The 22,186-nt window shown below is 67.5% G+C and carries 12 protein-coding genes and 1 tRNA gene; 5 read left to right on the top strand and 8 right to left on the bottom strand.

Going from position 1 to position 22,186, the window contains the following annotated elements; translation table 11 throughout:
• Positions 1-179 precede the first annotated feature (179 nt).
• The 3 genes from mmsA (at position 180) to DEI92_RS02685 (ending at position 4,223) form a co-directional block, all read left to right on the top strand.
• Entirely contained in the window at positions 180-1,703 is a 1,524-nt protein-coding gene (gene mmsA / locus DEI92_RS02695) for a multiple monosaccharide ABC transporter ATP-binding protein (protein WP_111012411.1), read from the top strand.
• Positions 1,700-2,992 carry a multiple monosaccharide ABC transporter permease gene (mmsB, locus tag DEI92_RS02690; protein WP_111012238.1) on the top strand — a complete coding sequence of 431 codons (1,293 nt, stop codon included), beginning with the start codon at positions 1,700-1,702 and terminating at the stop codon, positions 2,990-2,992. The genes mmsA and mmsB overlap by 4 nt, the downstream gene beginning before the upstream one ends.
• Before the next feature lie 133 nt (positions 2,993-3,125).
• Positions 3,126-4,223, top strand: a complete 1,098-nt coding sequence (locus DEI92_RS02685) for a sugar-binding protein (RefSeq protein ID WP_111012237.1) — start codon at positions 3,126-3,128, stop codon at positions 4,221-4,223.
• Positions 4,224-4,369: 146 nt separating this feature from the next.
• Here the strand turns inward: DEI92_RS02685 and dcd are convergent, their stop codons facing one another.
• Complete coding sequence (dcd, locus tag DEI92_RS02680; RefSeq protein WP_111009702.1) at positions 4,370-4,957, bottom strand: dCTP deaminase; 588 nt, start codon at positions 4,955-4,957, stop codon at positions 4,370-4,372.
• 203 nt (positions 4,958-5,160) lie between these two features.
• Here dcd and DEI92_RS02675 point away from each other — a divergent pair, with 203 nt between their 5' ends.
• On the top strand, positions 5,161-7,302 hold the full coding sequence (locus DEI92_RS02675) for a cytochrome c oxidase assembly protein (protein ID WP_111012236.1): 2,142 nt from the start codon (positions 5,161-5,163) through the stop codon (positions 7,300-7,302).
• A gap of 55 nt (positions 7,303-7,357) precedes the next feature.
• On the opposite strand, the gene DEI92_RS02670 is transcribed toward DEI92_RS02675, so the two are convergent.
• A complete protein-coding gene (locus DEI92_RS02670) occupies positions 7,358-7,705 on the bottom strand; it encodes a hypothetical protein (RefSeq protein WP_146242778.1) in 348 nt (115 codons plus the stop codon).
• On the bottom strand, positions 7,695-8,747 hold the full coding sequence (locus DEI92_RS02665) for a DUF6177 family protein (protein ID WP_111012234.1): 1,053 nt from the start codon (positions 8,745-8,747) through the stop codon (positions 7,695-7,697). Before DEI92_RS02665 ends, DEI92_RS02670 begins: the two co-directional genes overlap by 11 nt.
• Before the next feature lie 279 nt (positions 8,748-9,026).
• Here DEI92_RS02665 and DEI92_RS02660 point away from each other — a divergent pair.
• Positions 9,027-9,100: transfer RNA gene (locus tag DEI92_RS02660), tRNA-Gly, on the top strand.
• A gap of 579 nt (positions 9,101-9,679) precedes the next feature.
• Here the strand turns inward: DEI92_RS02660 and DEI92_RS02655 are convergent.
• The 5 genes from DEI92_RS02655 to DEI92_RS02635 are packed head-to-tail and all read right to left on the bottom strand — an operon-like array spanning position 9,680 to position 22,106.
• The gene (locus tag DEI92_RS02655; RefSeq protein WP_111012233.1) at positions 9,680-10,774 is read right to left on the bottom strand and encodes a DNA cytosine methyltransferase; all 1,095 of its coding nucleotides are present in this window, start codon (positions 10,772-10,774) and stop codon (positions 9,680-9,682) included.
• A gap of 53 nt (positions 10,775-10,827) precedes the next feature.
• Positions 10,828-12,660, bottom strand: coding sequence for a DUF1998 domain-containing protein (gene drmB / locus DEI92_RS02650; RefSeq protein ID WP_111012410.1), 1,833 nt, complete (start codon positions 12,658-12,660; stop codon positions 10,828-10,830).
• Positions 12,641-15,832, bottom strand: coding sequence for a helicase-related protein (locus tag DEI92_RS02645; RefSeq protein ID WP_111012232.1), 3,192 nt, complete (start codon positions 15,830-15,832; stop codon positions 12,641-12,643). The genes drmB and DEI92_RS02645 overlap by 20 nt, the downstream gene beginning before the upstream one ends.
• A complete protein-coding gene (locus DEI92_RS02640) occupies positions 15,829-17,346 on the bottom strand; it encodes an NERD domain-containing protein (RefSeq protein WP_111012231.1) in 1,518 nt (505 codons plus the stop codon). The genes DEI92_RS02645 and DEI92_RS02640 overlap by 4 nt, the downstream gene beginning before the upstream one ends.
• Entirely contained in the window at positions 17,343-22,106 is a 4,764-nt protein-coding gene (locus DEI92_RS02635; RefSeq protein ID WP_111012230.1) for a sacsin N-terminal ATP-binding-like domain-containing protein, read from the bottom strand. The genes DEI92_RS02640 and DEI92_RS02635 overlap by 4 nt, the downstream gene beginning before the upstream one ends.
• Positions 22,107-22,186 lie beyond the last annotated feature (80 nt).

Below are 22,186 nucleotides of genomic sequence, written 5' to 3'. Positions count from 1 at the left end.
GACAACGGAGTCCGACACAGTGCTGCTGTGACCTCCGCTGGCGCGATCACCAGAAGGACTGCCGACACCTCGGCAGAAGGAGATGCACTGTGGCGTCACACCCGATCGGAACCGGCTCCGGCCAGTTCGAAACCGGCACCGAGACCCGGTCGATCACCGCGAACGAGACGATCCTCGAGATGCGGTCCATCACCAAGGAGTTCCCCGGCGTCAAGGCCCTCTCCGAGGTCAGCTTGACCGTGCGGGCCGGCGAGATCCACGCGATCTGCGGCGAGAACGGCGCGGGCAAGTCGACCCTGATGAAGGTCCTGTCCGGCGTGTACCCCTACGGGACCTACACCGGCGACATCGTCTACGAAGGCGAGGAGGTCCGGTTCGCGAACATCAAGCAGTCCGAGCAGGCCGGCATCGTCATCATCCACCAGGAGCTCGCGCTCATCCCGGAGCTGTCGATCACCGAGAACCTGTTCCTCGGCAGCGAGCCGAGCCGCTTCGGCGTCATCGACTGGACCGCGGCGCAGCTCCGCGCCGAGGAGCTCCTGGCCCGCGTCGGCCTCGACGACAACCCGGACACGCAGATCAAGAACCTCGGTGTCGGCAAGCAGCAGCTCGTCGAGATCGCCAAGGCGCTGCACAAGAACGTCAAACTCCTCATCCTCGACGAGCCGACGGCGGCCCTGAACGAGAACGACTCGCAGCACCTGCTCGACCTCATCGTCGGCCTCAAGTCCCGCGGCGTCAGCTCGATCATCATCAGCCACAAGCTCAACGAGATCGAGCAGATCGCGGACAGCATCACGATCATCCGTGACGGCAAGTCCATCGAGACGCTCGACGTCCAGGCGGACGGCGTCAACGAGGACCGCATCATCCGCGGGATGGTGGGCCGCTCGCTCGAGAGCCGGTTCCCGGACCGCACCCCGAAGATCGGCGACGTCTTCTTCGAGGTCCGCGACTGGACGGTCCAGCACCCGGTCGACCCCACGCGCCTCGTCTGCAAGGGCTCGAACTTCCACGTGCGCCGCGGCGAGATCGTCGGCTTCGCGGGCCTCATGGGCGCGGGCCGCACGGAGCTGGCGATGAGCATCTTCGGCCACTCGTACGGCACCTTCGTCAGCGGCCAGATCATCAAGGACGGCCGCGAGATCAAGGTCAACAACGTCCAGCAGGCGATCGACAACGGCATCGGCTACGTGTCCGAGGACCGCAAGGCGCTCGGGCTCAACCTGCTCGACACGGTCAAGCGCTCGACCGTCGCGGCCGACCTCAAGAAGATCTCGAAGGGCGGCGTCGTCGACTCCCTCGAGGAGTACGACGTCGCCGAGAAGTACCGCAAGATGCTCCGCACCAAGGTACCCACGGTCGAGGAGGGCGTCGGCAAGCTCTCCGGTGGGAACCAGCAGAAGGTCGTCCTGTCGAAGTGGATGTTCACCGACCCCGACCTGCTCATCCTCGACGAGCCCACCCGCGGCATCGACGTCGGCGCGAAGTTCGAGATCTACGGGATCATCCAGCAGCTCGCGGCCGAGGGGAAGGGGATCATCCTCATCTCCTCGGAGCTCCCGGAGCTCCTCGGCCTCTCGGACCGCATCTACACGATCTTCGAGGGTGCGATCACCAACGACCTCCCCGCCGGTGAGGCGGACCCCGAAACCCTCATGCGAAGCATGACCTCCGCGCGGAAGGGCGCACTCACGAAATGAACAACCTCAGACTGCTCTTCGGCAAGGGCAACAGCGTCGGCCAGTACGGCATGATCATCGCGCTCGTCGCGATCGTGATCATCTTCGAGATCTTCACCCACGGGCTCACGCTGGACCCGACGAACATCATCAACGTCTTCCTCCAGTACTCGTACATCCTGATCCTGGCGCTCGGCATGGTCATGGTGATCATCGCCGGTCACATCGACCTGTCCGTCGGGTCGGTCGCGGCGTTCGTCGGCATCATCGTGGCGCAGTCCATGGCGGTCTGGCACTTCCCGTGGTGGCTCGCGATCATCCTCGGTCTCGCCGTGGGTGCGGCGGTCGGCGCGTGGCAGGGCTTCTGGGTCGCGTTCGTCCGCGTCCCGGCGTTCATCGTGACACTCGCCGGTCAGCTGATCTTCCGTGGCGCGAACCAGATCATCGGCAACTCGACGTCGGTCCCCGTGCCGAACGACTTCCAGACCATCGGCGCCGGCTTCATCCCGGACTTCGGCCCGGACTTCGGCTTCAGCAACGGCACCCTGATCCTCGGCATCGTGACCGCGCTCGCGCTCATCTACATGGAGGTCCGCGGTCGCCAGCGTCGCAAGAAGATGCAGGCCGAGGTCCCCCCGGTGTGGGTGTCGTTCGTCCGGACCGGCGTGCTCGTGGCCGTGACCCTGTTCGCGACCTACCTGTTCGCGTCCGGCAACGTCGGCACCTCGGTCCCGGTCGTCGCGATCATCCTCGGCGTGCTGGTCATCATCTACGGCTTCGTGACCCGCAACACGATCTTCGGTCGTCAGGTCTACGCCGTCGGTGGCAACGCGAACGCCGCGGTCCTGTCCGGCGTGAGCGCCCGCAAGGTGAACTTCTTCGTCATGGCGAACATGTCGCTCCTCGCGGCCGTCGCCGGCATGGTGTTCACCGCCTACTCGAACGCCTCGGGCCCGAACGACGGCACCGGCTGGGAGCTCGACGCCATCGCCGCCGTGTTCGTCGGTGGTGCCGCGGTCTCCGGTGGTATCGGTACCGTCTCCGGCTCCATCGTCGGTGGTCTGGTCATGGCCCTCCTGACGAACGGCTTGTCGCTGCTCGGCATCGAGTCCAACATGACGCAGATCATCCGCGGTCTCGTGCTCCTGGTGGCCGTCGCCTTCGACGTCTACTCGAAGTCGCAGGGCCGTCCGTCGCTCATCGGCGGCATGATGCGCCAGTTCCGGCGGCAGGAGACCCAGGAGACGACCATCGCGGACCAGCAGCCGCAGTCGATCCAGGACCAGCCGGACAAGGTCCTCTCCCACTGACCCCATCCATCCCCTGAACCCGCCGGCGGCGGTCACCACCGCCGCCGGCACCCGACGACGGCCTCCGCCGTCGACACGACCCGGGAGGGTCGGCACCGTCCCTCCCCTACCTCAACGAAGAGAAAGCAATCACATGCGCAAGAAGTTCATGGTCGGTGCGAGCGTCGTGCTCGTCGCCGGTCTCGCCCTCACCGGTTGCTCGGCCCGCGGTGGCTCGAGCGCGAGCGGTTCGGACATCAAGAAGGGCGACACCATCGGCGTCGCGCTCCCCGCCAAGACGTCGCAGAACTGGGTGCTCGCGGGCGCCGCCTTCAAGAAGGCGATCGTGGCCGCCGGCTTCAAGGCCGACATCCAGTACGCCGCCGCCACGAACACCGTGTCCGACCAGCAGAGCCAGGTCTCCGGCATGGTCACCAAGGGCGACAAGGCGATCATCATCGGCGCGCAGGACGGCTCGCAGCTCGGCTCGCAGGTCAAGGCCGCCAAGACCTCCGGCGCGACCGTCATCGCGTGGGACCGCAACCTGCTCAACACGAAGAACGTCGACTACTACGTCGCGTTCAACAACTACAAGGTCGGTCAGCTGCAGGCGCACGCCCTGCTCGACGGCCTGAAGAAGAGCAAGGGCAACGGCCCGTACAACGTCGAGATCTTCGCCGGTGCGTCCACCGACGCCAACGCGACGGTGTTCTACAACGGTGCGATGAGCGTCCTCACCCCGAAGATCAAGGACGGCACGCTCAAGGTCGTCTCGGGTCAGACCAAGTTCCAGAACGTCGAGACGGACGGCTGGCTCGCCCAGAACGCCCAGTCGCGCATGACGAACCTGATCACGCACTACTACTCGGGCGGCACCAAGCTCGACGGCGTCCTGTCGCCGAACGACACCCTGGGCCGCGCGATCCTGACGGCCACCAAGGCCGCCGGTATGCCGAACCCGATCGTCACGGGCCAGGACTCGGAGACCGCGTCGATCCCGCTCATCATGAACGGCACGCAGTACTCGACGATCTACAAGGACACGACGCTCGAGGCCAACACGGCCGTCGACCTGGTCAAGACCCTCAGCCAGGGCAAGAAGCCCAAGACGGTCCTCGACAAGGCCAACAACAACAACGGCGTCAAGACGGTGCCCGCGATCGAGCTCACCCCGGTCCTCGTGACCAAGGAGAACGCGGTCCAGGCGTACAAGAACAACCCGACGCTCGAGCAGCTCGCCAAGCAGGGCTGACCCGCCGCGTCACCGACGCACACAGGACCCCGTCCGCGACCCAGTCGCGGGCGGGGTCCTCGTCGTTCCGGGCCGGGATGGGCCTCCCGGCGGTGGGCACGACCCGCGCGTCTGCGGGAGCGGCGGGGGGGCGAGGACCCGGCGCGCTACCGCTCCCCCGACACGTCCGTCCGGTGGAAGTTGAGCGCCGAGCGGGACGCCGTCGGACCCCGCTGCCCCTGGTACCGCGACTGGTACTCGGCCGAGCCGTAGGGCTTCTCCGCCGGGCTGGAGAGCTGGAAGAAGCAGAGCTGCCCGATCTTCATCCCCGGCCACAGCATGATCGGCAGCGTCGCGACGTTGCTCAGCTCGAGCGTGACGTGCCCGGAGAACCCGGGATCGATGAACCCCGCGGTCGAGTGCGTCAGCAGCCCGAGGCGTCCGAGCGAGCTCTTCCCCTCGAGTCGCGCCGCGATGTCGTCGGGCAGCGTCACGACCTCGAACGTCGACCCGAGCACGAACTCGCCCGGGTGCAGGACGAAGGGGTCGTCCCCGGTGGTCTCGACGAGCCGCGTCAGGTCCGGCTGGTCGACCGATGGGTCGATGTGCGGGTACTTGTGGTTGTCGAACAGCCGGAAGAACTTGTCGAGCCGGACGTCGATGCTCGAGGGCTGCACGAGCGACGGGTCGTACGGGTCGAGGCCGATCCGTCCGGCGTCGAGCTGAGCGGTGATGTCGCGGTCGGAGAGCAGCACGGGTCGATCGTATTGCGCGCGGTCCGGACGGTGCCAGCCGCCTCCGCCCGCGACCGTCGTGCACTGAGTGGGGCCGCAGCGCCCGGCCTGTGGAGACTCAGCGGGCGTGTCGGGAGGCGGACGTACGATTGACCGTCCGCGCACCCCGGCCCTCCCGGCCCCGCTGCGCATCCGCTGATGAGAACAGGCCGTCGAGACCAGGCATGACCGTCACCTCCTCCCCCACCGAGGGTGCCCCCACCGCTGCCGACGACCGCGTCGACCCCTCGCGCAGCGCCGGTTCCGACACCGACGGCGCACTGCCGGGAGGCCCAGCACCGGACACCGAGCCCGCCCCGGCCCGCGCGTCCACCGTCGCGACGGTCCTCGCCATCGCAGTGCCGCTCGCGGTGGCCTGTGCGGTCGGGTCGATGGCGTTCACGGGGGCGCTGACGGGCGACCGGTCACTGGTCGACGCCGGGAACTTCGTCGCCGTCAGCCTGCCGATCGCCCGCGCCGTGCACGACGGCATGGCCGCACTCACCGTCGGGCTGCTCATCGTCGCCGCGTTCGCGCTGCCGGCCCAGCGCAAGGACCCGAAGCAGATGTCGCGGATCCAGCACCGCGCCGCACGGTGGGCCGCCGTGTCCGGGTCCGTCTGGTTCCTCGCCGCGGTCGTCGGGGTGCTCCTCACGGCCGCGACCACCCTCAGCGTGCCGTTGACGAGCCCCGTGTACGCGCGGAACTTCCTGGTGTTCGCGTTCCAGGTCGAGATCGGCGAGTCCCTCGTGGTCTCGGCGGCGGCAGTCCTCATCGCCACGGCGATCGCCGCGTTCGCCACCCGCGTCACGACGCTCGCCGTCGCCACGTGCTTCGCGCTGTTCGCCTTGCTGCCGCTCGCGCTCTCCGGGCACTCGGCGGGGTCGTTGCAGCACGCGAACGCGGTCAACTCGCTCGCGATCCACCTGGTCGGCGTGTGTGTCTGGGTCGGCGGTCTGGTCGCGGTGGTGCTCCTGCGCACGGGCACGAAGGGCGCGACGGGCCGCGTCGTCGCCCGCTACTCGACGCTCGCGGGCTGGTGCTTCGGTGCCGTCGCGTTCTCGGGGATCATCAACGCGTCGCTCCGGATCACCGGCCCGGGCGACCTGGTGACGACGCCCTACGGCTGGCTCATCACGATCAAGGCGACGATCCTCGTCCTGCTCGGGATCGCGGGCGTGGTGCAGCGTCGCCGACTGGTGCCGGGCCTCCTGCGGGACCCGTCCGACCGCCGCCTGTTCGTGCGGTTCGCCCTGGCCGAGATCGTGTTCATGGCGATCGCCATGGGCGTCTCGGTCGGTCTGTCGCGGAGCCAGCCGCCGGTGCCGCAGACGCCGGTCGTGGGCGACGACGCCCGCAGCGGCCTGATCGGGTTCCCGTACCCGCCCGCACAGACCCTGCACACGTTCCTGACCCAGTGGCAGATCGACTGGGCGTGGCTCGCCGTCGCGGTGACGATGGGCGTCTGGTACCTGCTCGCGGTCCGCAAGCTCCGACGTCGCGGCGACAAGTGGCCCGTCCACCGGACGGTGGCGTGGCTGCTCGGATGTGTCCTGTTCATCTGGTTCACGAGCGGTGGGCCCGCGGTCTACGGGATGATCCACTTCTCGAGCCACATGATCCAGCACATGGGTCTCATGATGTTCGTGCCGCTCCCGCTCGTGCTCGGCGGCCCCGTGCTCCTGGCGCTGCGGACCCTGCCCGTGCGGAACGACGGCAGCCGGGGCTCGCGCGAGTGGCTCATGCTGTTCGTGCACTCCCGCTACATGCACTTCCTCGGGCAGCCCGCCGTGGCGGGGACCCTCTTCGCGGGCTCGCTCATCGTCTTCTACTTCACGCCCGCGTTCCAGTACGCCATGCAGTCCCACGAGTGGCACGTCGTGATGGTCGTGCACTTCATCCTGAGCGGGTACCTGTTCTTCTGGGTCTTCATCGGGGTCGACCCGGGGCCGAAGCGTCCGCCGTACCCCATCCTGATCATCGCGCTGCTGGCCACGCTCGCCTTCCACGCCTTCTTCGGGGTCGCGGTCATGACGAGCTCGGACGTGTACGCGCTCGACTGGTACCACGCGCTCGGGCAGACGAACGACGCCGCGCTCCTCGCCGACCAGCACACCGGCGGGGGGATCGCCTGGGGCGCCTCGGAGATCCCGATGGTGCTCGTCGCACTGCTCGTCGTCCGGGGCTGGATCCAGTCGGACGAGCGCACCGCCAAGCGCCTCGACCGGCAGGCGGACCGTGACGGCGACGCCGAACTCAACGCGTACAACGAGCGGCTCGCGGCGATGAACGGCCGTCGGGCTCCTGGCGCTGGGGACCAGCGGTAGCACCCCCGGCCGCCTTCCGCTGCGCCGAGCGGGGGAACCAGCGGCCGGGGGGGCGTCAGCTCCCGTGGACGATGCAGACCGCGTCGAGCGCTCGGGCGGCCTCCTCGGCGGCGGCGACCCCGGCCTCCCCGTCCGGCCCGTAGGGCGCAACGGCGTCGACCCACCACAGCGGTACGGGCAGCGGGGGCGCGTCGGGCAGGATGCGCTCCACCTCGCTCGCGGCGTCGACCCGGTGCACACCGAGGACGCTGATCACGGGGTGATCGGCGTCACGGCAGACCTGGAGCACGGAGCCGTCGTCGAGAGCGCGCACGCCCCAACCGTCAGCGTGCGCGACGATCGCTTCCGCCACCTCCCGCAGGTCGACGGGCTTGCGGGAGAGCAGGGTGACGTCACGGGGCACCGGCGCCCCCGAGCGTCCGTGCATCGTGCTCGTCGAGGGCGCCCTCGGCCTGCGCGGGCTCGAGCGGACCGCCGCCGACGAGCGTCAGGAAGCGGTCCTCGTCCATGCGGTCGAGGAACGCCTCGAGCGCATCCCAGCCGGAGTCGAACCGGACGAGGAGACCCTCGTGGTCGTCCGACCCGAAGGTCTCGATGCGGGTGTCGGCAGGCGGCCAGTGGCCGCTGCGGTCGAGGAACGCCGTCGCCTCGGGGCCGACGACGACCGCGGCGGGCTCGGGTTCGCCGTACGACACCGCGCGGACCATATGGTCAGCATCGCCGTGGCGCCGCATGACGACGCCGAACACCGGGACGACGTCGTTCGCGACCTCGCGAACGGCGTCGAGCACGGCGTCCACTCCGCCGTCCGGCTCGGTGACCATGGCCGAGAGCGTCTCGACCACGAAGCCGTTCGTCATGTGCGCGGTCATGGTGGCCGCCATGCCGTCCCCGATCGCGTACGAGGTGCTGACGTCCGGGGCGCGGTGCTTGGCGTACTGGGTGACGACCCAGCGGTCCCACGGCACGGTGAGCGGCTCGGCGGTTCCCCATCGCTCCGGGCAGCTGTCCGCCGCGTCGCAGAGCGCCTCGAGCGCACCGCCGACGTTGATCTCGCGGTCGGGGTGGTGTCGGAGCGTCAGGTCGATGCTCACCTGCGGGACGGCGTGCGGGGCGACCGGGTGCTCGGGCGACGGTGTCCCGGACAGTTCCGGGCCGCGGAGCACGAAGTCGTCGATGGAGGTCGCACGGACCCCGGTGCGGCCGTCGCGCAGGGAGCCGTCGCGGTCCGTGACGGCCCATGCCGCACCGTGGGCACCGAGGGCGTGCCGGAGCGCGGGTGTGATCGCGGCGTCGGCCTCGGTCCGGAGCACGACGAGGCGTTCGCTCGTCGCGGCTCGGGCGAGCAACGACGCGAGGGCGTCGGTGAGCCAGACCACCGGGGCACTCGACTCGACCACGATCGCCGGTCCGACGACGTCGTCGATGAGTGGGTGTCTGACCATCCGCTTCGCCTCCCGAGTGCTGCTCACGGGCCGATGGGCACCGAGCGCAGGGAATCGCTCGGCACCGTGGACGGTACACACGGACGCTCGGCGTGTCCGTGGAGCACGGCCGCTCCCAGGGATCCTGGAGGGACGTGCCGGAGGCGGCCCGAGCCTCCCGGCTGGCACGGGCGCCCCGCTCCGCGTGCCGACGTGCGGCGATCGACCGGGAGGCCCCGCCCACCTCGTGCGCGCGGGTGCCGCGCGCATCCGCTAAGCTGGTTCGAGCCTCCGGGCGACGCGAGTGTAGTTCAATGGTAGAACTCCAGCTTCCCAAGCTGGTAGCGCGGGTTCGATTCCCGTCACTCGCTCCACAGCACCCCGTGTCGACTGTCGCTTCTCAACGCAAGTGAGACTTCTCTCAAAGTAGTTGACGCTCCAGCCCTTGAAACGCGCATCAGGGCGACCTTGCCGACGCCATGCAGGACGGCATCGCCCATCCCCTGGCACGGCCTTGATCGGAATGAAACGCACCGAGACGATCGCCAGCGGCAGATCGTCCTCGCCTCTGGCCGCAAGGTCAGCGAGCGCGACCTGCTCAAGCCACTTGGCGACCCGAAGAAGGCCGCCGACTTCTACGAGTTGGCCGCCCTCCAGCACGGCCGCCTGGCCAGGGAGGTAACCGCAACCCGAGCGCGACATTGGTACAGTCCAACGGCGTTGCACTCTCCACCGCGCAGGGAAGGGTGACCAAGTCTCGCGACCGCGGGCTACTGCCTCCGCGATGGCGCGGGCGAGCGGCGTAGCCGGCGCCAGGGCCCCGCGGTTCGTTTCCCCCCGGAGTGGGATGTGGCTCCGATGGCCACTGTTGCCCGGACCCTCGGGTCACCCGCCTCGATGGCAAGTCCGAGGCTCACGATATCTCGAGGTGTTCTAGCATTCTGTCCGTACGGTCAGAGAACGCTGGCGAGCAGTCGCCCGATCGCCGTACCGAGCGGGATCGGCACCGCATTCCCGATCTGTCGAGCGATATCGGTACGGGAGCCAACGAAGCGGTGCTGCAAACCGAACCCTTGAAGCAGCGCTGCCTCATAGTGCGTGATCGCGCGATGCTCCTCGGGGTGAATGTACCGCCCCTTCTCCGGCTTGAAGAACTCAGTGCGGATGGTGACGGACGGACGGTCCCAGTGAAGCCGCCCCATTACATCGCCGGAGCCCGTCTTGTGCTTAATCCAGCAGGGCGCCATGAGGTGCGGGTACGCTTCGAGGTCGCGGCGGTTCCCGCCCGCCGGGATCACGGCGAACCGATCTTTCGACAGCTGCGTGTAGTTCCGGCTCCAGTGGAGGTCGCGGACAGCAAAGTCCCCGGCGTACTCCTTGCCTTTGAACTCGGTACGGAACGCGTCGAACACCGGATCGCGGTCGGGCTTCCGCGGCACATCTCGGAGCACGTCCTTCACCGTGACCCATCCAGGCAAATCGCTCTCGGGGTCAGCAGAATGCGTCGCCTCGAGCTCGCCCGGGAAACCGAGGTCACGGTGATAGCCGATGATGACGGTCCGTCGGCGGGTCTGAGCAGCACCGAAGTCGGCCGCGTTGTAGACCTTGGCCTCGAAGGCAAAATCGGCCAGCATGCCGCCCTTCGCGGTGGCCTCCTGGAACAGGTGAAACTGCGGAGATTTCTTGAACTCGGCGACGTTTTCGACAACGAAGTACTTCGGCATGGCTCGGCGAATCGTCTGGGCGTACTCGCGCCAGAGGAAGTTCCGCTCATCCTCGACGTCCTGCTTACCTAGGCTCGAGAAACCCTGGCAGGGCGGGCCGCCAATGATGACATCTGCGCGCGGCACGTCGCCCTTGAGCCACTCCTTGATATCGCCGGCGAAGACGACGCCCTTGCCGTAAGTCGCCTCATAAGAAGCGGCGGCGGCCTGATCCCACTCGACGGCGCCGACCGTTGTGAACCGATCTGACGCAGCATGAACACCCGCCGTGAGGCCCCCGGCCCCGGCGAATAGGTCCAGGACTGTGATGTCTCGGGTCACCATGTCATTGTAAGCAGTTCGCTGGCCCGGCCCGGGCCGGCGCGCCAGCGCAGGCATCAGTCCGCTCCCATTGACGCGCGGACGGCGGGCAGCACCCCCCCGAGCAGTCCTGTGACCTCGCTACCGCCGAGCACGAGCTGGCGGTCGAGCAGACGATTGCCAGTCTCGCAGGACGTTTCGCTCACGAGCGCGCAACCATGACAGGCAGAGAGGTTGAGCTGGGAGGAACCCTGCCGATCACTCTCGATGCACACAGGGTCGTTCGAGCATACGTCGGCATCGTCGAGCGCCGCGACGAGTAGCGGGATCAACAGGTCCGGGGTACCCAAGCGGACGAGACCTCCGAGGGTGCCCTGCGCGTCGCCAGCCGCCGTGTAGATGAGGATGCCCGCCGTGTTGTCGGACCGTTCCGTGCTCGCGTAAACCCGCTCCTGCAGCGCCGCCGACGAATAGCCGCTCGCGAACGCGAGGCGACGGATCAGCAGATGGGCGATGGTGTGCAGCGCGATGAAGCGTGGTTCCGGGACGTCGAGACGCGAGCGGGCCCATTCCAGCCGCTCACGCCGATCCATGAGGATGTGTGCGCGAGCCTGCACATCCGGGAGGGACTCCCATGCCCGCAGCGCGTCCTCGTCGAACCGCAGGAAGATCCCCTCGCCGAACAGCTCCAGCGACGGATACACGGGGCGCTGCTTCGGGTCCTGCCCCAGGTCTGCGCTGACGAAAGCCGCCGTTGGGCTGTGCCTGCGGAACCCCTTCAGTGCGCGCACCTCGCGGACCCGATGCACCTGTCCGATCCCGGAGATCACACCTCGAAGCTCGAACGGTGCGGACGTGATCGACCCACCGGACCACCCGTCGACGACGAAGTGGCTGAGTTCCCGATCTTTGCCGGCGACGATCTTCTTCACGAAGGCGGCCCATTCGCCGTCCTTGAGCACGTGCATCCCGGTCTCTTCGGATTGCTCGCCGCCCAACGCCACCGCCAAGACCGTCTCGACGCCGACGTCAAGCTCCTCCGCGATCCAGCCCGCGATCATCTCGGACTTCGGCCCGCCGTTGTCGTCCATCAGTCGCTGGAAGTAGTCGTGCGCCCGGACCTTATCGATCAGCTCCTCCGACGCCGACTTCTCCTCGGGGATGTCGAGCGCGGAGACGCGATCGGCGATGTAGTTGCCGGTCGCGCCGCGCTGGACCGCGACGAGGTCTGCATCGCACGGTTCGACCACCGAATCCTCCGGCTCCCACGGCTGACGCCCCTCGCATCGGATGCCGTCGCGGTGAAGCGCCCCCTCGCCCACGAGTTCGGACAGCGGTCGCGAACGCTTGCACCCATCGCAGGCGACTCGAAGAGAGGCCAGCCCCTCGCCGCTCGTGTTCGAACGCACGAATCGGAGCTCCTTGTACGCACGACAAACGCGGACCTCCTCTGTCACGCCCTTGTCGTGCCCGCGGTGAGCCCACATGAACCAGGGCACGTCCTGGACGTGACTGCCCGTCTTGCAGACTGCGACGTACCGCATCGGCACGAGCGCGCCTCCGCAGTCGCACCGATTCCGGAAACGCCCCTTGTCGATAGTGGTCAGCTTGGACAGCTTGAGGCATCGCTCGCAGAAGCGCCATGCCGGAAATCGCCAGTAGGGCAGGCTCGCGGTCTCTTGTCCGGCTCTCTCGGCATGAGACGGGGCTTGGCGAAGCAGCGGACGGGGCCGTCCGGGCTGCACGAGCTGGTCGACGAGGCGGTCGCAGTTGATCTCCGGCGCGGCCTTACGGTTCCACCACGAGGCGTCCGGCGCGATGAGCGACTCCCCTTGGATGTCGACGATCGCACCGACGCCGAACGGGGACACCGTCTCCGACAGGCGGAGATCATGCCGGATCTTCTGCACGTCGCACCTCCCGCTCGGGCTCCTGCACCTCGACCGCAACATTCGGCTCGACGGAGCGCATCGAGTCGGCGACCAGCCATTCATCGCCTGCCTGCCCAAAGCGCTTCACCAGCGCCCGGCCCCCAGCCTGGCGATGCTCGTATCGGAGTCGTTCGCCGGCGTCGCGAGCCTCCCCCGCCTTCCGGTCCCAATTCCGGAGCAGCTGCCAGACCTGGTCGTCGACTGCGGACTGTTCGTCCTCCTCGGACTTCCCGACCAGATCGCGGAATCGCTCGATCAGCCCCTCCACCGTGGTACGGAAGCGGGCGTCGGAGAGATCAAAGGCGCCGGCGTCAGCGTCGCCGGAGAGCACCGGCACAGCGTGCCGAAGCAGCGCAATGAGCGCACCGGCCAGCGAGCGATCACGCGAAGAGAGCGACCAGGGCGTGACGCTCGTCGGCTCGACGCTCCGGTACAGCGCGTCGTGGTACCCCCGAAAGGTTTCGAAGTGAGACCGGTCACGAGCGCGGTTAGATCGGAACAGAGTCACGACAATGCCGTTGACAAATCCACGGCCGACTCGGCTCGTCGCCTGGATGTACTCCGCCGTCGTCTTCGGCTGTCCGACCATCAGCATCAGGGCGAGGCGCTGAACGTCGATTCCGACCGACAGCATGTTGGACGACAGCACCGCGTCGACCGCATCGTCGGATTGGTCTGCGCTGAGGCGGAGCTGTCGGAGGTCCTTCGGCAGCTCTTCCGGCCCGCGGCGGCTCGTCAGCTCGAGCACGCGGTCTGCGTGCACTGTTCTCAGTTCGAGCCCGAGCCGGTCCGCACGAGTCCCCAGTCGGCCGTTGACGTCGTCGAGGAGCAGTGCCCCCGTGCGCCCCAGCTCCCGGAGGCTGTTGTGGTACAGCACAAAGGTCCAGTAGGGGTCCATACGATCGCGGATGCCATCCGTGCCGACGAGGACACGCGGCAGTTCGAGGAGCGGAGAAGCCGCGGCGACGAGGGCAGTGGCCTGCGACACGCTCTGCGGCATCAACCCGGCGTACAGGCGACCCTCGCCGCTGGCCACCGGGCTGGCGAAGAACGTGGTGTCGCCGTCGATCCCCGCGGGCGGATAGAGTGCCACCTCCCGACCGTACAGACCCTTCACTTGAGAGCCGGAGGCGCGAATTGTGGCGGTCGAGGCGATGATCTTCGGCGTGGAGTCGGCACTGCTCAGCAGGAGTTGGATGACCGCGTCGAAGACGGCGACGGTTGTGCCGAGCGGACCGGACAGCAGGTGCAGCTCGTCCTGAATGATGAGCGACGGCTGCCGAAACGGTGTGCCGATGCCGAGGAGCCGCCCGGCGGAGTCCTTGAACTGAAGCCGGGCGAACTTGTCGACCGTGGCCAGCAGGAAGGTCGGTGGCTCTTCGTAGAGCATCTCGTCGACGACGTGCATCGGGAGATCTCGGTGAGCGAACTCGCAGGCCGGGTCCACGCACCGGAAGGCGACGTCGTTGCCGACCTGGCGCGCTCCATACAGCCGGCGCGCGTCGTCCTTCTTGATTGGGACGAGTTCGGTCAGACACCAGGGGCACTCCGTGATCTGGAACTCGTTCGCGTCCTGCGGGTGTTGAGCCTTGTAAAGCCGGTCGAGAGCATATTTCGCGTCGGCACGGGTCCCCGGCGTCGCCTTGTTGCCGACCCAGAGTCCGATCGAGAACCTCGACATCCCCTTCACCCTTGGATCCGTCGCGCGGAGCAGCTCCATCGCGCAGATCAGGGACGCGGCCCGCTGGAACTGCTGGGAAGTGAGCAGGCGCAGGGTGTATCGGGTGATCACCGCCGTCCCACCACCGGCCGGGCCGTGCTCGAGCCGACGCAGGAAGATCACGATGGCGGCGAGCGCCAGATACGCCTCGGTCTTGCCGCCGCCGGTCGGGAACCAGATCAGATCGACCAGCGATCGGTCAGGGTGGGTGTCGTCGACGGTCGAGGCGAGCGACACCAGGAGGAAGCCGAGCTGGAACGGACGCCACGAAGGCGCCGGGTCCTTCTCGCCGCGACCGAGGGCTGCTTGACGCATCTGCAGGCGCATCGCCGACATGGCGAGTGCGAAGGCGGTTCGGAGCGCGGCCGACTTCGGGTCCGCGAGCACATCGATCCCTTGCCGCATTCGGGTGGCCGTGATTCCCGCGCGTTCGGCGATCGACTCGGCGTCCGCACCGAGATCCGATGCCTGCGCGCGCTGATCCGCGACCCACGCGGAGAAGGATTCCACGAACGACCCCAACGCTTCCAGCACCGGCGCCGGCTCCGAGTCGAGCGCCGCGAGGAACGCGAGATCGAGCGCAGGTCGGGCGCGACCGGCGAGCTTGTCGCCGCCGGTCTGCTCGATCGCCGGTACGACGAAGTGCGGCACCGGGTCGAGTCTGATCTCGATGCATTCACCAGTCTCGTCGGTCTCCCAGTCGGCGGCCATGCCGTGCCCGACGGCGAAGACCTTGCGGCTCCGGTACCGCAGACGCAGTTCGGCGGCCTCCGGGTCGACGTCTATCGCTCGTGACACGTCGTACTCGAGGATTCGAGCACCATCAGCCGGGCGGGCGGACAGATCGACCTGGAAGAGCATGAGCGGAATATCGCTCCGGTCCTCGCCCGTCGTCTTCGTGCGAAGTCGGACGTGGAGGGTGACGAGCCAGTTCGAGGCACCGTAGTGCCGCCAGCGGGTGCCGATCTCGAACGGGACATCGCTGGCGGACAGTTGCTGCAGCTGCGCCTTGTCTCGCACAAGCTCGATGTTGCGGAACTCGTGACCGGCGCGCTGCCATCGTTGCGGCCCGTCATCCTCGATCAGCGCATAGGTGCCGGCGGAAAAGTCGCAGAGCACGGATTCGGAGTCGGTGACGAAGGAGATGGCGGCAGATGACGGTCGCCAGTCCTCGGCGAGCGGACTCGTCGCGTCGTCCTCCTCGACATCACCTTCTTCGACGTCAGCCATGACGAGCTGCTGCGGATCGCTCTCGCATGCGGCGACCCTGTGCTGAGCCACGACCTCGTCATCCGCGGGGAAGAGCATGCCGACCGCGTATTGCAGCGACGGGCGATTCTCGATGAGCACCTCGTCCTCGCCCTGCTCGGGTCCGACGTAGGCCGCTCGCATATGCTCAAGGGCGCGTGCTTGAGCCGCTGTGAGCGTCATGCCTTCGCCCCCGCCCTGTGCAACACCATCTGCAGCCGTCGACGATCAGCATCGGTGCAGACGACGCGAAGGGTCACGCGAGCACGCGTCACCGCGACATACAGTGCCGCGAGCGCAGCATCCGAGTATTCCGTCGGAAGCTCGCAGACGATGACATGCTCCGCCTCGAGTCCCTTCGCGACCCTCGGGCTGAGGACTCGGATTCCGTCGACGACTTCATCCAGCGACTCGGCAGCGGAGGCCGGAAGCAACCAGATGTCCGCCGCCTTGACGCCGTCCCTCTTGAATGACTTCGCGATCCGGACCGCCTGCGCACGTGACTCGCCCTCCGGCACGGTCTCCCACTGGATGCGCTCGCCGTTGACGATCCCCGGGTCGCCGACATCGGCCCCCAGGTACTCCTGGACCATGTGGACGATCGCCCGGGTGTTGCGGACGTTCTTGCTCAGCTCGTACTCGATGCCTTCGGTGCGGACAATCTCGAACACGTCCTCATCGAAGCGGCCGTCGACGTGAGCCTGATTGTTCTGGTCCAGGAACATCCTCCAGCGGCCCCGCTCCCGGCCGCCTGCGAGAACCCCGTCGAGCACATCCATCGCGTCGACATACATCAGATCCTGGGCCTCGTCGACCAGCAGCACATCGAACCGGGAATTGAGATCGATCGCGTCGAACTCGCATACCTCGATCGCCCGACCCGCGAGCCGGGGCTCGAAGAACGTACGAAGCCCCGGCGACCTGAACGTCACGAGTACAGACCGTCCCGCCGCTGCCTCCTGCTTCGCAGCCTCGGCGAGGACCACCGACTTCCCGGTCCCCGCGCCGCCGAGCACGAGGATGCGCTGGTTCTTTGCCAGGCCGGCGAGCACCCGCGCCTGATCGGCGGTCGCGATGTTCTGCTCGTCGATCACGGCTCCGCGTTGGGCATCTATGACGGGGACTCGCGAGAACTCGCCGAAGAGGTCCTCCCGCAGCTCATCGACACGGGCCGTGGGCGCACCCCTGGGGGCAGCGGGCGCCGAACGGGCCACTGCGTCGAGCGCGGAGGAGAGCGCGTCGACGGTCATCGACTCCTTCGCCAGCCAATGCGTCGCCTTCCACGCAACATCCGTCGGCGGGTGGTCGATGTCCGGCGTGACGGCGATCGCCTCCGAGGGGAACCAGCCGAGTCCGTCCTCTTTGAGGATGTTGCGAAGTGCGAACATCGCATCCCGCGCCTGGTCGATGGGCGACAACTTCAGCTTGTGATTGTCGCCGTTTCTGTCGATGGTGTACCAGGCGCCTCCGAACTTCTTCACGCCGCCGCCCTTGACCTCCGCTATGATCGCAACCCCTTTCCAGAGGATGACAAAGTCGGCCTCGGCCATCTGTTTACCCGGAGCCGTCCGCAGCTTGACCGAATAGAACGCGACCGCCTCAGCACTCTCCACGGCCTGGAGTAGCCGGGCAAGCTTGCGCTCGGCGTCGCTCTGCGCGGTGCGCTCGATGTCCCGCAGGTCGGGGCTCAGTATCACGACTGCTGCTCCTGCCACAACTCTTCGTACTCGCGGAACCCGAGCAGGCGGTTGATGTCATCGCTGCCGAAGTTGTCGGCCATGTCGACGATCAGGCATTCCTCCTTGCCGCCGTTCTTCGGCCCGCGGAGACCGCGCCCGGCCATCTGGATGTAGGCGTTCGGGCTGAACGTCGGGCGCGCGATGTACAGCGCTGTCACGCCGGGCGCGTCGAAGCCTTGCGTAAGGAGGTCACAGTTGGCGAGCACCTGGATCTCACCGTCCTTGAATCGCTTGATCACGTCGCGCCGTTCCTGTCGGCCGGTCTGCCCACTCACGGACGCTGCTTCGATGCCGCGGTATCGCAGTGTGGCGGCGAGCACCTGGGCGGACAGGACGTTCGGCGTGAACACGAGAACGGATCGACCGCGCTCGGCTTCCAGGTTCTTGATGCTCTCGACGAGGACGCCCATTCGCGCGTGATCGGCGGCGACGCGATCGAGCACCTGAACGCTGACACGGTTGGTCCTCATCGCCTCGAGGGCTTCGTCGTTCGACAGCCGCACCTTCGCGCCTTGCAGAACGTCGTGCTTCACTCGCGCGAGCACCCCGAGCGCGACGAGCTCCTGGTAAGGGTTGTCCTCGAAGGCGGCGAGCTTCCTCCGTCCGAATCGAGCGGCGAGCTGATCCGTGGCTTGAGCCGATGTCCCCTTGAACGGGGTTGCCGACAGGCCGATCAGCGGTCGCGCGAAGCTCCGGCCGTCGACGCCCAGCCACGAGAGGATGCGCGTGTACCTGGTCGAGGTGCCCGCGACGTGCCCTTCGTCGATGAACACCGCCGCGGCCCTGCTCAGCCACTCGTATTCGGCGCTCCCACGAATCACTTCGAGTTTCGCGTCCGTCGCGACCACGACGCTGAGGTCGGTGTCCGGCTCCTGGACATCGTTGCTCTCCCAGAGTCTACCGACGGTCAGCGGCAGATCGACCCGTTGCGCGGTACAGAGTCCGCGCCAAACCTCGCTGAAAGTCTGCACCGCCTGCTCGCACAGTTCCTGCGACTGCGCGATCCAGATTACGGGTCCGCGGAGAGTCCCATCGATGAACAGCTGGAGGATGGTCTGCGTCGCGACACGAGTCTTTCCGGCGCCGGTGGGCAGCTCGACCATCGCCTTGGCCCTGCGGCTTCCCTCTCCCACTTCGAGCAGCGTCGACCGGAGCTCCGTGCTGATGCGTGCCTGGTAGTCGTGGAGCGCGGGCAGAATCGTCGCCCCAGGAACGACGAACTCCGCGTCTTGACGCTGCGTGCGCTGCCCAGCGAACTCCGAGCCGAAACCCATCTTCCTGAGCCAGGTGATCGTCGCGGCTCCGCCAGCCCACTGGTGCGGGACGTCCGGGAAGCCCTCCCGACGGAACAGATCGGCGAGCTCGCGGACCGTATCCTTGCCGTACACGGAGAGGCACAGCTCAGCCACCGAGGTCGTCTTCGAGACGAGACCCTGGGCCTCGAGCCCCTGCCAGAGACCCTTCGGGAGCTTCTCTCGCAAGTCGTCCTCGCCGAAATAGACCTCGAGACGAGCGGTATCGGTCGATGCGGCCAACGCGTCCTGTCGGATCAGCTCGAGGTGATGTTCGAGTCCGACCTTGAGCACGCGCTCGACGTCGGCGTTGTTGAGGCCGAGATCGAATGCCTCATTCGCCGCCCGCAGCGTCGCCTTCTCGTCAAGCGCCGTCACGACCACGAGGTTCACTCCGTCTCGATACGAGTCGAGCGACTGGGGCTCGACCCCGTCCTCCGTTGTGACCCACTTCGCGACCGACTCGGCCCTCGACAACGCCGCACTGCCCAGGTCGTCCCTGCTGGGCCAGCCGCGGAGTCCGGTGAACACATCGAGCAGGCGCTCGGCGTCCTGCTGCCCGTCGATCCGGATGGAGAACGCGAAGCTGTCTTCGAAGCGCTTGCACCCGACCTCTGCGACAAGCCGTTCCGCCTGGGACTCCGACGCCTTCAGATGCGGCCGCTGGTGCTGCGCCAGATAGTCGCGCTGCTCGTCATCGGTCGCCACGTACACGGTGCCGGTCGGTCGGGATTCGAGCACTCGTCCGACCCGCGCCGGTACACAAGGAGGCCGACTCTCCGGGTAAGCGAGCGGCACGGTCTCCAGGATGAACCGGACGAGCAGCTCGTCGTGGAACTGCGGCGGGAGCAGATCGACGGCGAGCGCATCCCGCAGGACGACCGCCGGGATCAGCGCCAGCTCCTGCGGCAGACGGAGCGCCTCGACGACGGCCCGCGGCCCTTCGTAGAGCGGGAGCAGATCGCGATACTCCACCAGGGACGGCGCGACCGCGTCGTTGATCGGCCTGAACCCGCGCGTCGTGCGGAGCAGACCTGCTCGTTCCGCAGCCCAGCGGACCGGCGACTTCACGCGGTACGAAACGCCGGCTGCCTTGTCCTCGCAGTCCCACGGCGCATCGCCGAACTCGAGGAGCCCCCGGGTCCACGACTCGCGCAGCTGATCCGGCGCCCCGGCCTGCTGCAGCAGGAGCAAGGCCGAAAACGGTCCGGCGGAGTGACCCTGGCTCGGATAGAGGGTGATCCGCTCGATCGGGCGGTCGCCCGGCGTCAGTCGGCTGTTGAGGTCCGCAATCACCCAGTCCTGATACTCGTCCGCCGCGGCCTCATCCTCGAACGAGTACTCGCTAACGGGCGCGTTGACGACGCCCAAGTCGTGAGCGAGCGCCGGGACGCACCGCTGACGGTCGAGCAGCAGACCTGCGTCGGCCGCGGGCAGGTCGCCGTCGATATCGAGGACCTGCTGAGGCCAGTGCCAGCCGCCGTCACGTGTCGGCACGCGCACCTGCGCGTTCTGATGAGCGCGAACCGCGGAGAGGGCGTCCCTGGTGCTGACGCCGAGGGCCGCGTCCCAGAACTTCTCCTGCTCCTCGGGACTGGCTGCAGTCGTCAGTTTGGCTAGTCGGGCCGTGAGGATCGCGACCGGGTCCAAATCGCGAAAGCCCGCGTCGCGGAGCGCCTTCTCCATGCCCGGGTACGCCAGGAACTCCGGCAGGACGAAGACCGCGCCCTCGATGTCGAGGTCGTCCGCCTTCGACAGGAACACCAGCGAGCGATCCGCGAGCGAGCGCAGCCGGTCGGTCGTGGGGATGACCCGCGCCCTCTCGGCCTCCTCGGCACCGCGATTCCCGATGACGACCTTCAGGGCGTTCGCCGCGGACTCGACGTCCTTGCCCTCGGCCCACTCGCGGAGCCAGGACTGGATGCCACGCTTCGGCACGACCTCCAGTGCGCGCTTCATGTCGCGCCCGTCCTCGTCGAACCTATCGGGATCGACGCTCACCGCGAAGAGCTGACGAAGACGTGCAACGCGTTGAGTGGAGCTGTAGCACCGCCAGTGCGGGACGTCCTTGCCGGTGTTCGGCGACGCGGTCCATGCCTCGTGGGCGATCTCCGGAATCTTCCACTCGCAGGTCAGATCCAGCGGCTTCAGCTCCTCGGGAGCGCGGAGCACGCCGGTCCCGTCCGGGATCAACGAGTCCGCGACGGCCAGCGGTGGCACGAGCGCACAGAGCACCTCGTCGCCAAAGTAGATGGCCTCACGACCGCGCGCCGGAAGGTAGTCGAGCTGGGCAGCCGGGTCCTCCGTCGTGCTGACTTGCGGAAGAAGTTCGACGAACATCTCGGCGAGCGTCGTAAGAATCTCGCGGTTGTAGCCGTTACGCAGCAGGGTGGTGCGGTCATCGTTCACGCTCCACGGGGCGTTGAAGAACGCCGTGGCCGATGTCCGGTCCTGCAGCGGGAAATAGCTCCAAAACTGACCGATCTGAGTACCGGCGTCGCCGGTCTCCGGATTGGCGCGCCGAGGCCTGACAGGCATCGCGATGCTGACCTTGATCTCGTCGCGCGAAACGGCCTCACCCACCTCTCGCCGAGCCGCTGCGCTCGGGGCGTGCATGCGGTCGCTCACGAGCCATTCGTCGCCCGTCGCGTCCGGGCGCTCGATCTTGAATCGACCGCCCCCGACGTCCCTGGACACGTGGCTGGTGGCGAAGCCTTTGTCGCCGAGCACCGAGAGCCGGACTTCGCGCACGGCGCTGACGAAAAGTAGGAACTCGGAGGAGAACGTCTCCATCTCGCGGCGGAGTCGGTCGATGTTCTCAACGCCCGGCAGCCGGATGATCGTGGTCGCCCAGGACGCGAGGTCGCGCGCGATGGGGTCGACGCCGAATAGCTCCTCCGCGTCCAGCAGGGTCGCCGTGCGAAGAACAGGGAGACGCCGATCGGCGGAGCCGATCCCCTTGATCGCCGCCTGCGCCTTGGACGAGTTGAACTCGAGCGAGACCGAGCGGCTCAAGACCTGCGGAGAGTCGCTGACGGCCAGCACCGACTTGAACCCGAGGCCGAACCGTCCGATCTCGTCGCCGCGCTTCCCGCTGAGATGAGCGTGCGTGATTGCGACGAGCCCGGTCTTCGAGAACGGCCGGCCCGAGTTGGCGCAATACAGCACCTTCGACGCAGGATCGAGCACGATCTCGACCCGTCCAAGCGCGGAATCCCCGGTCGTGCCGGCCATCGCATCCGCCGCGTTCTGGACGAGCTCGAGAAGCGTGCGGTTCGCGTATCCGCCGGTGCGGATCGACTCCTCGTGGTTGGCATGCTCCGTGATCAGCGTCGGCTTCGCGGCGTACGCGGCGATCGCGCTCGCGAACTGGTCGTCGATCTCGGCGACGAGCGAACCGTCCGGCACCCATGCCGCTGTCGTCATCGGTACCTTCCTGATCTCACCCCAGAGCTTGAAGTCGACAATATCGGCAACTACCGACGTTTCGCTCCGTCATAGCCTAT

It is taken from the genome of Curtobacterium sp. MCBD17_034, assembly GCF_003234515.1.
Classification (GTDB): domain Bacteria; phylum Actinomycetota; class Actinomycetes; order Actinomycetales; family Microbacteriaceae; genus Curtobacterium.
The sequence above is the reverse complement of the archived record's forward strand: the minus strand, read 5'-3'. Positions and strand labels throughout refer to the sequence as shown.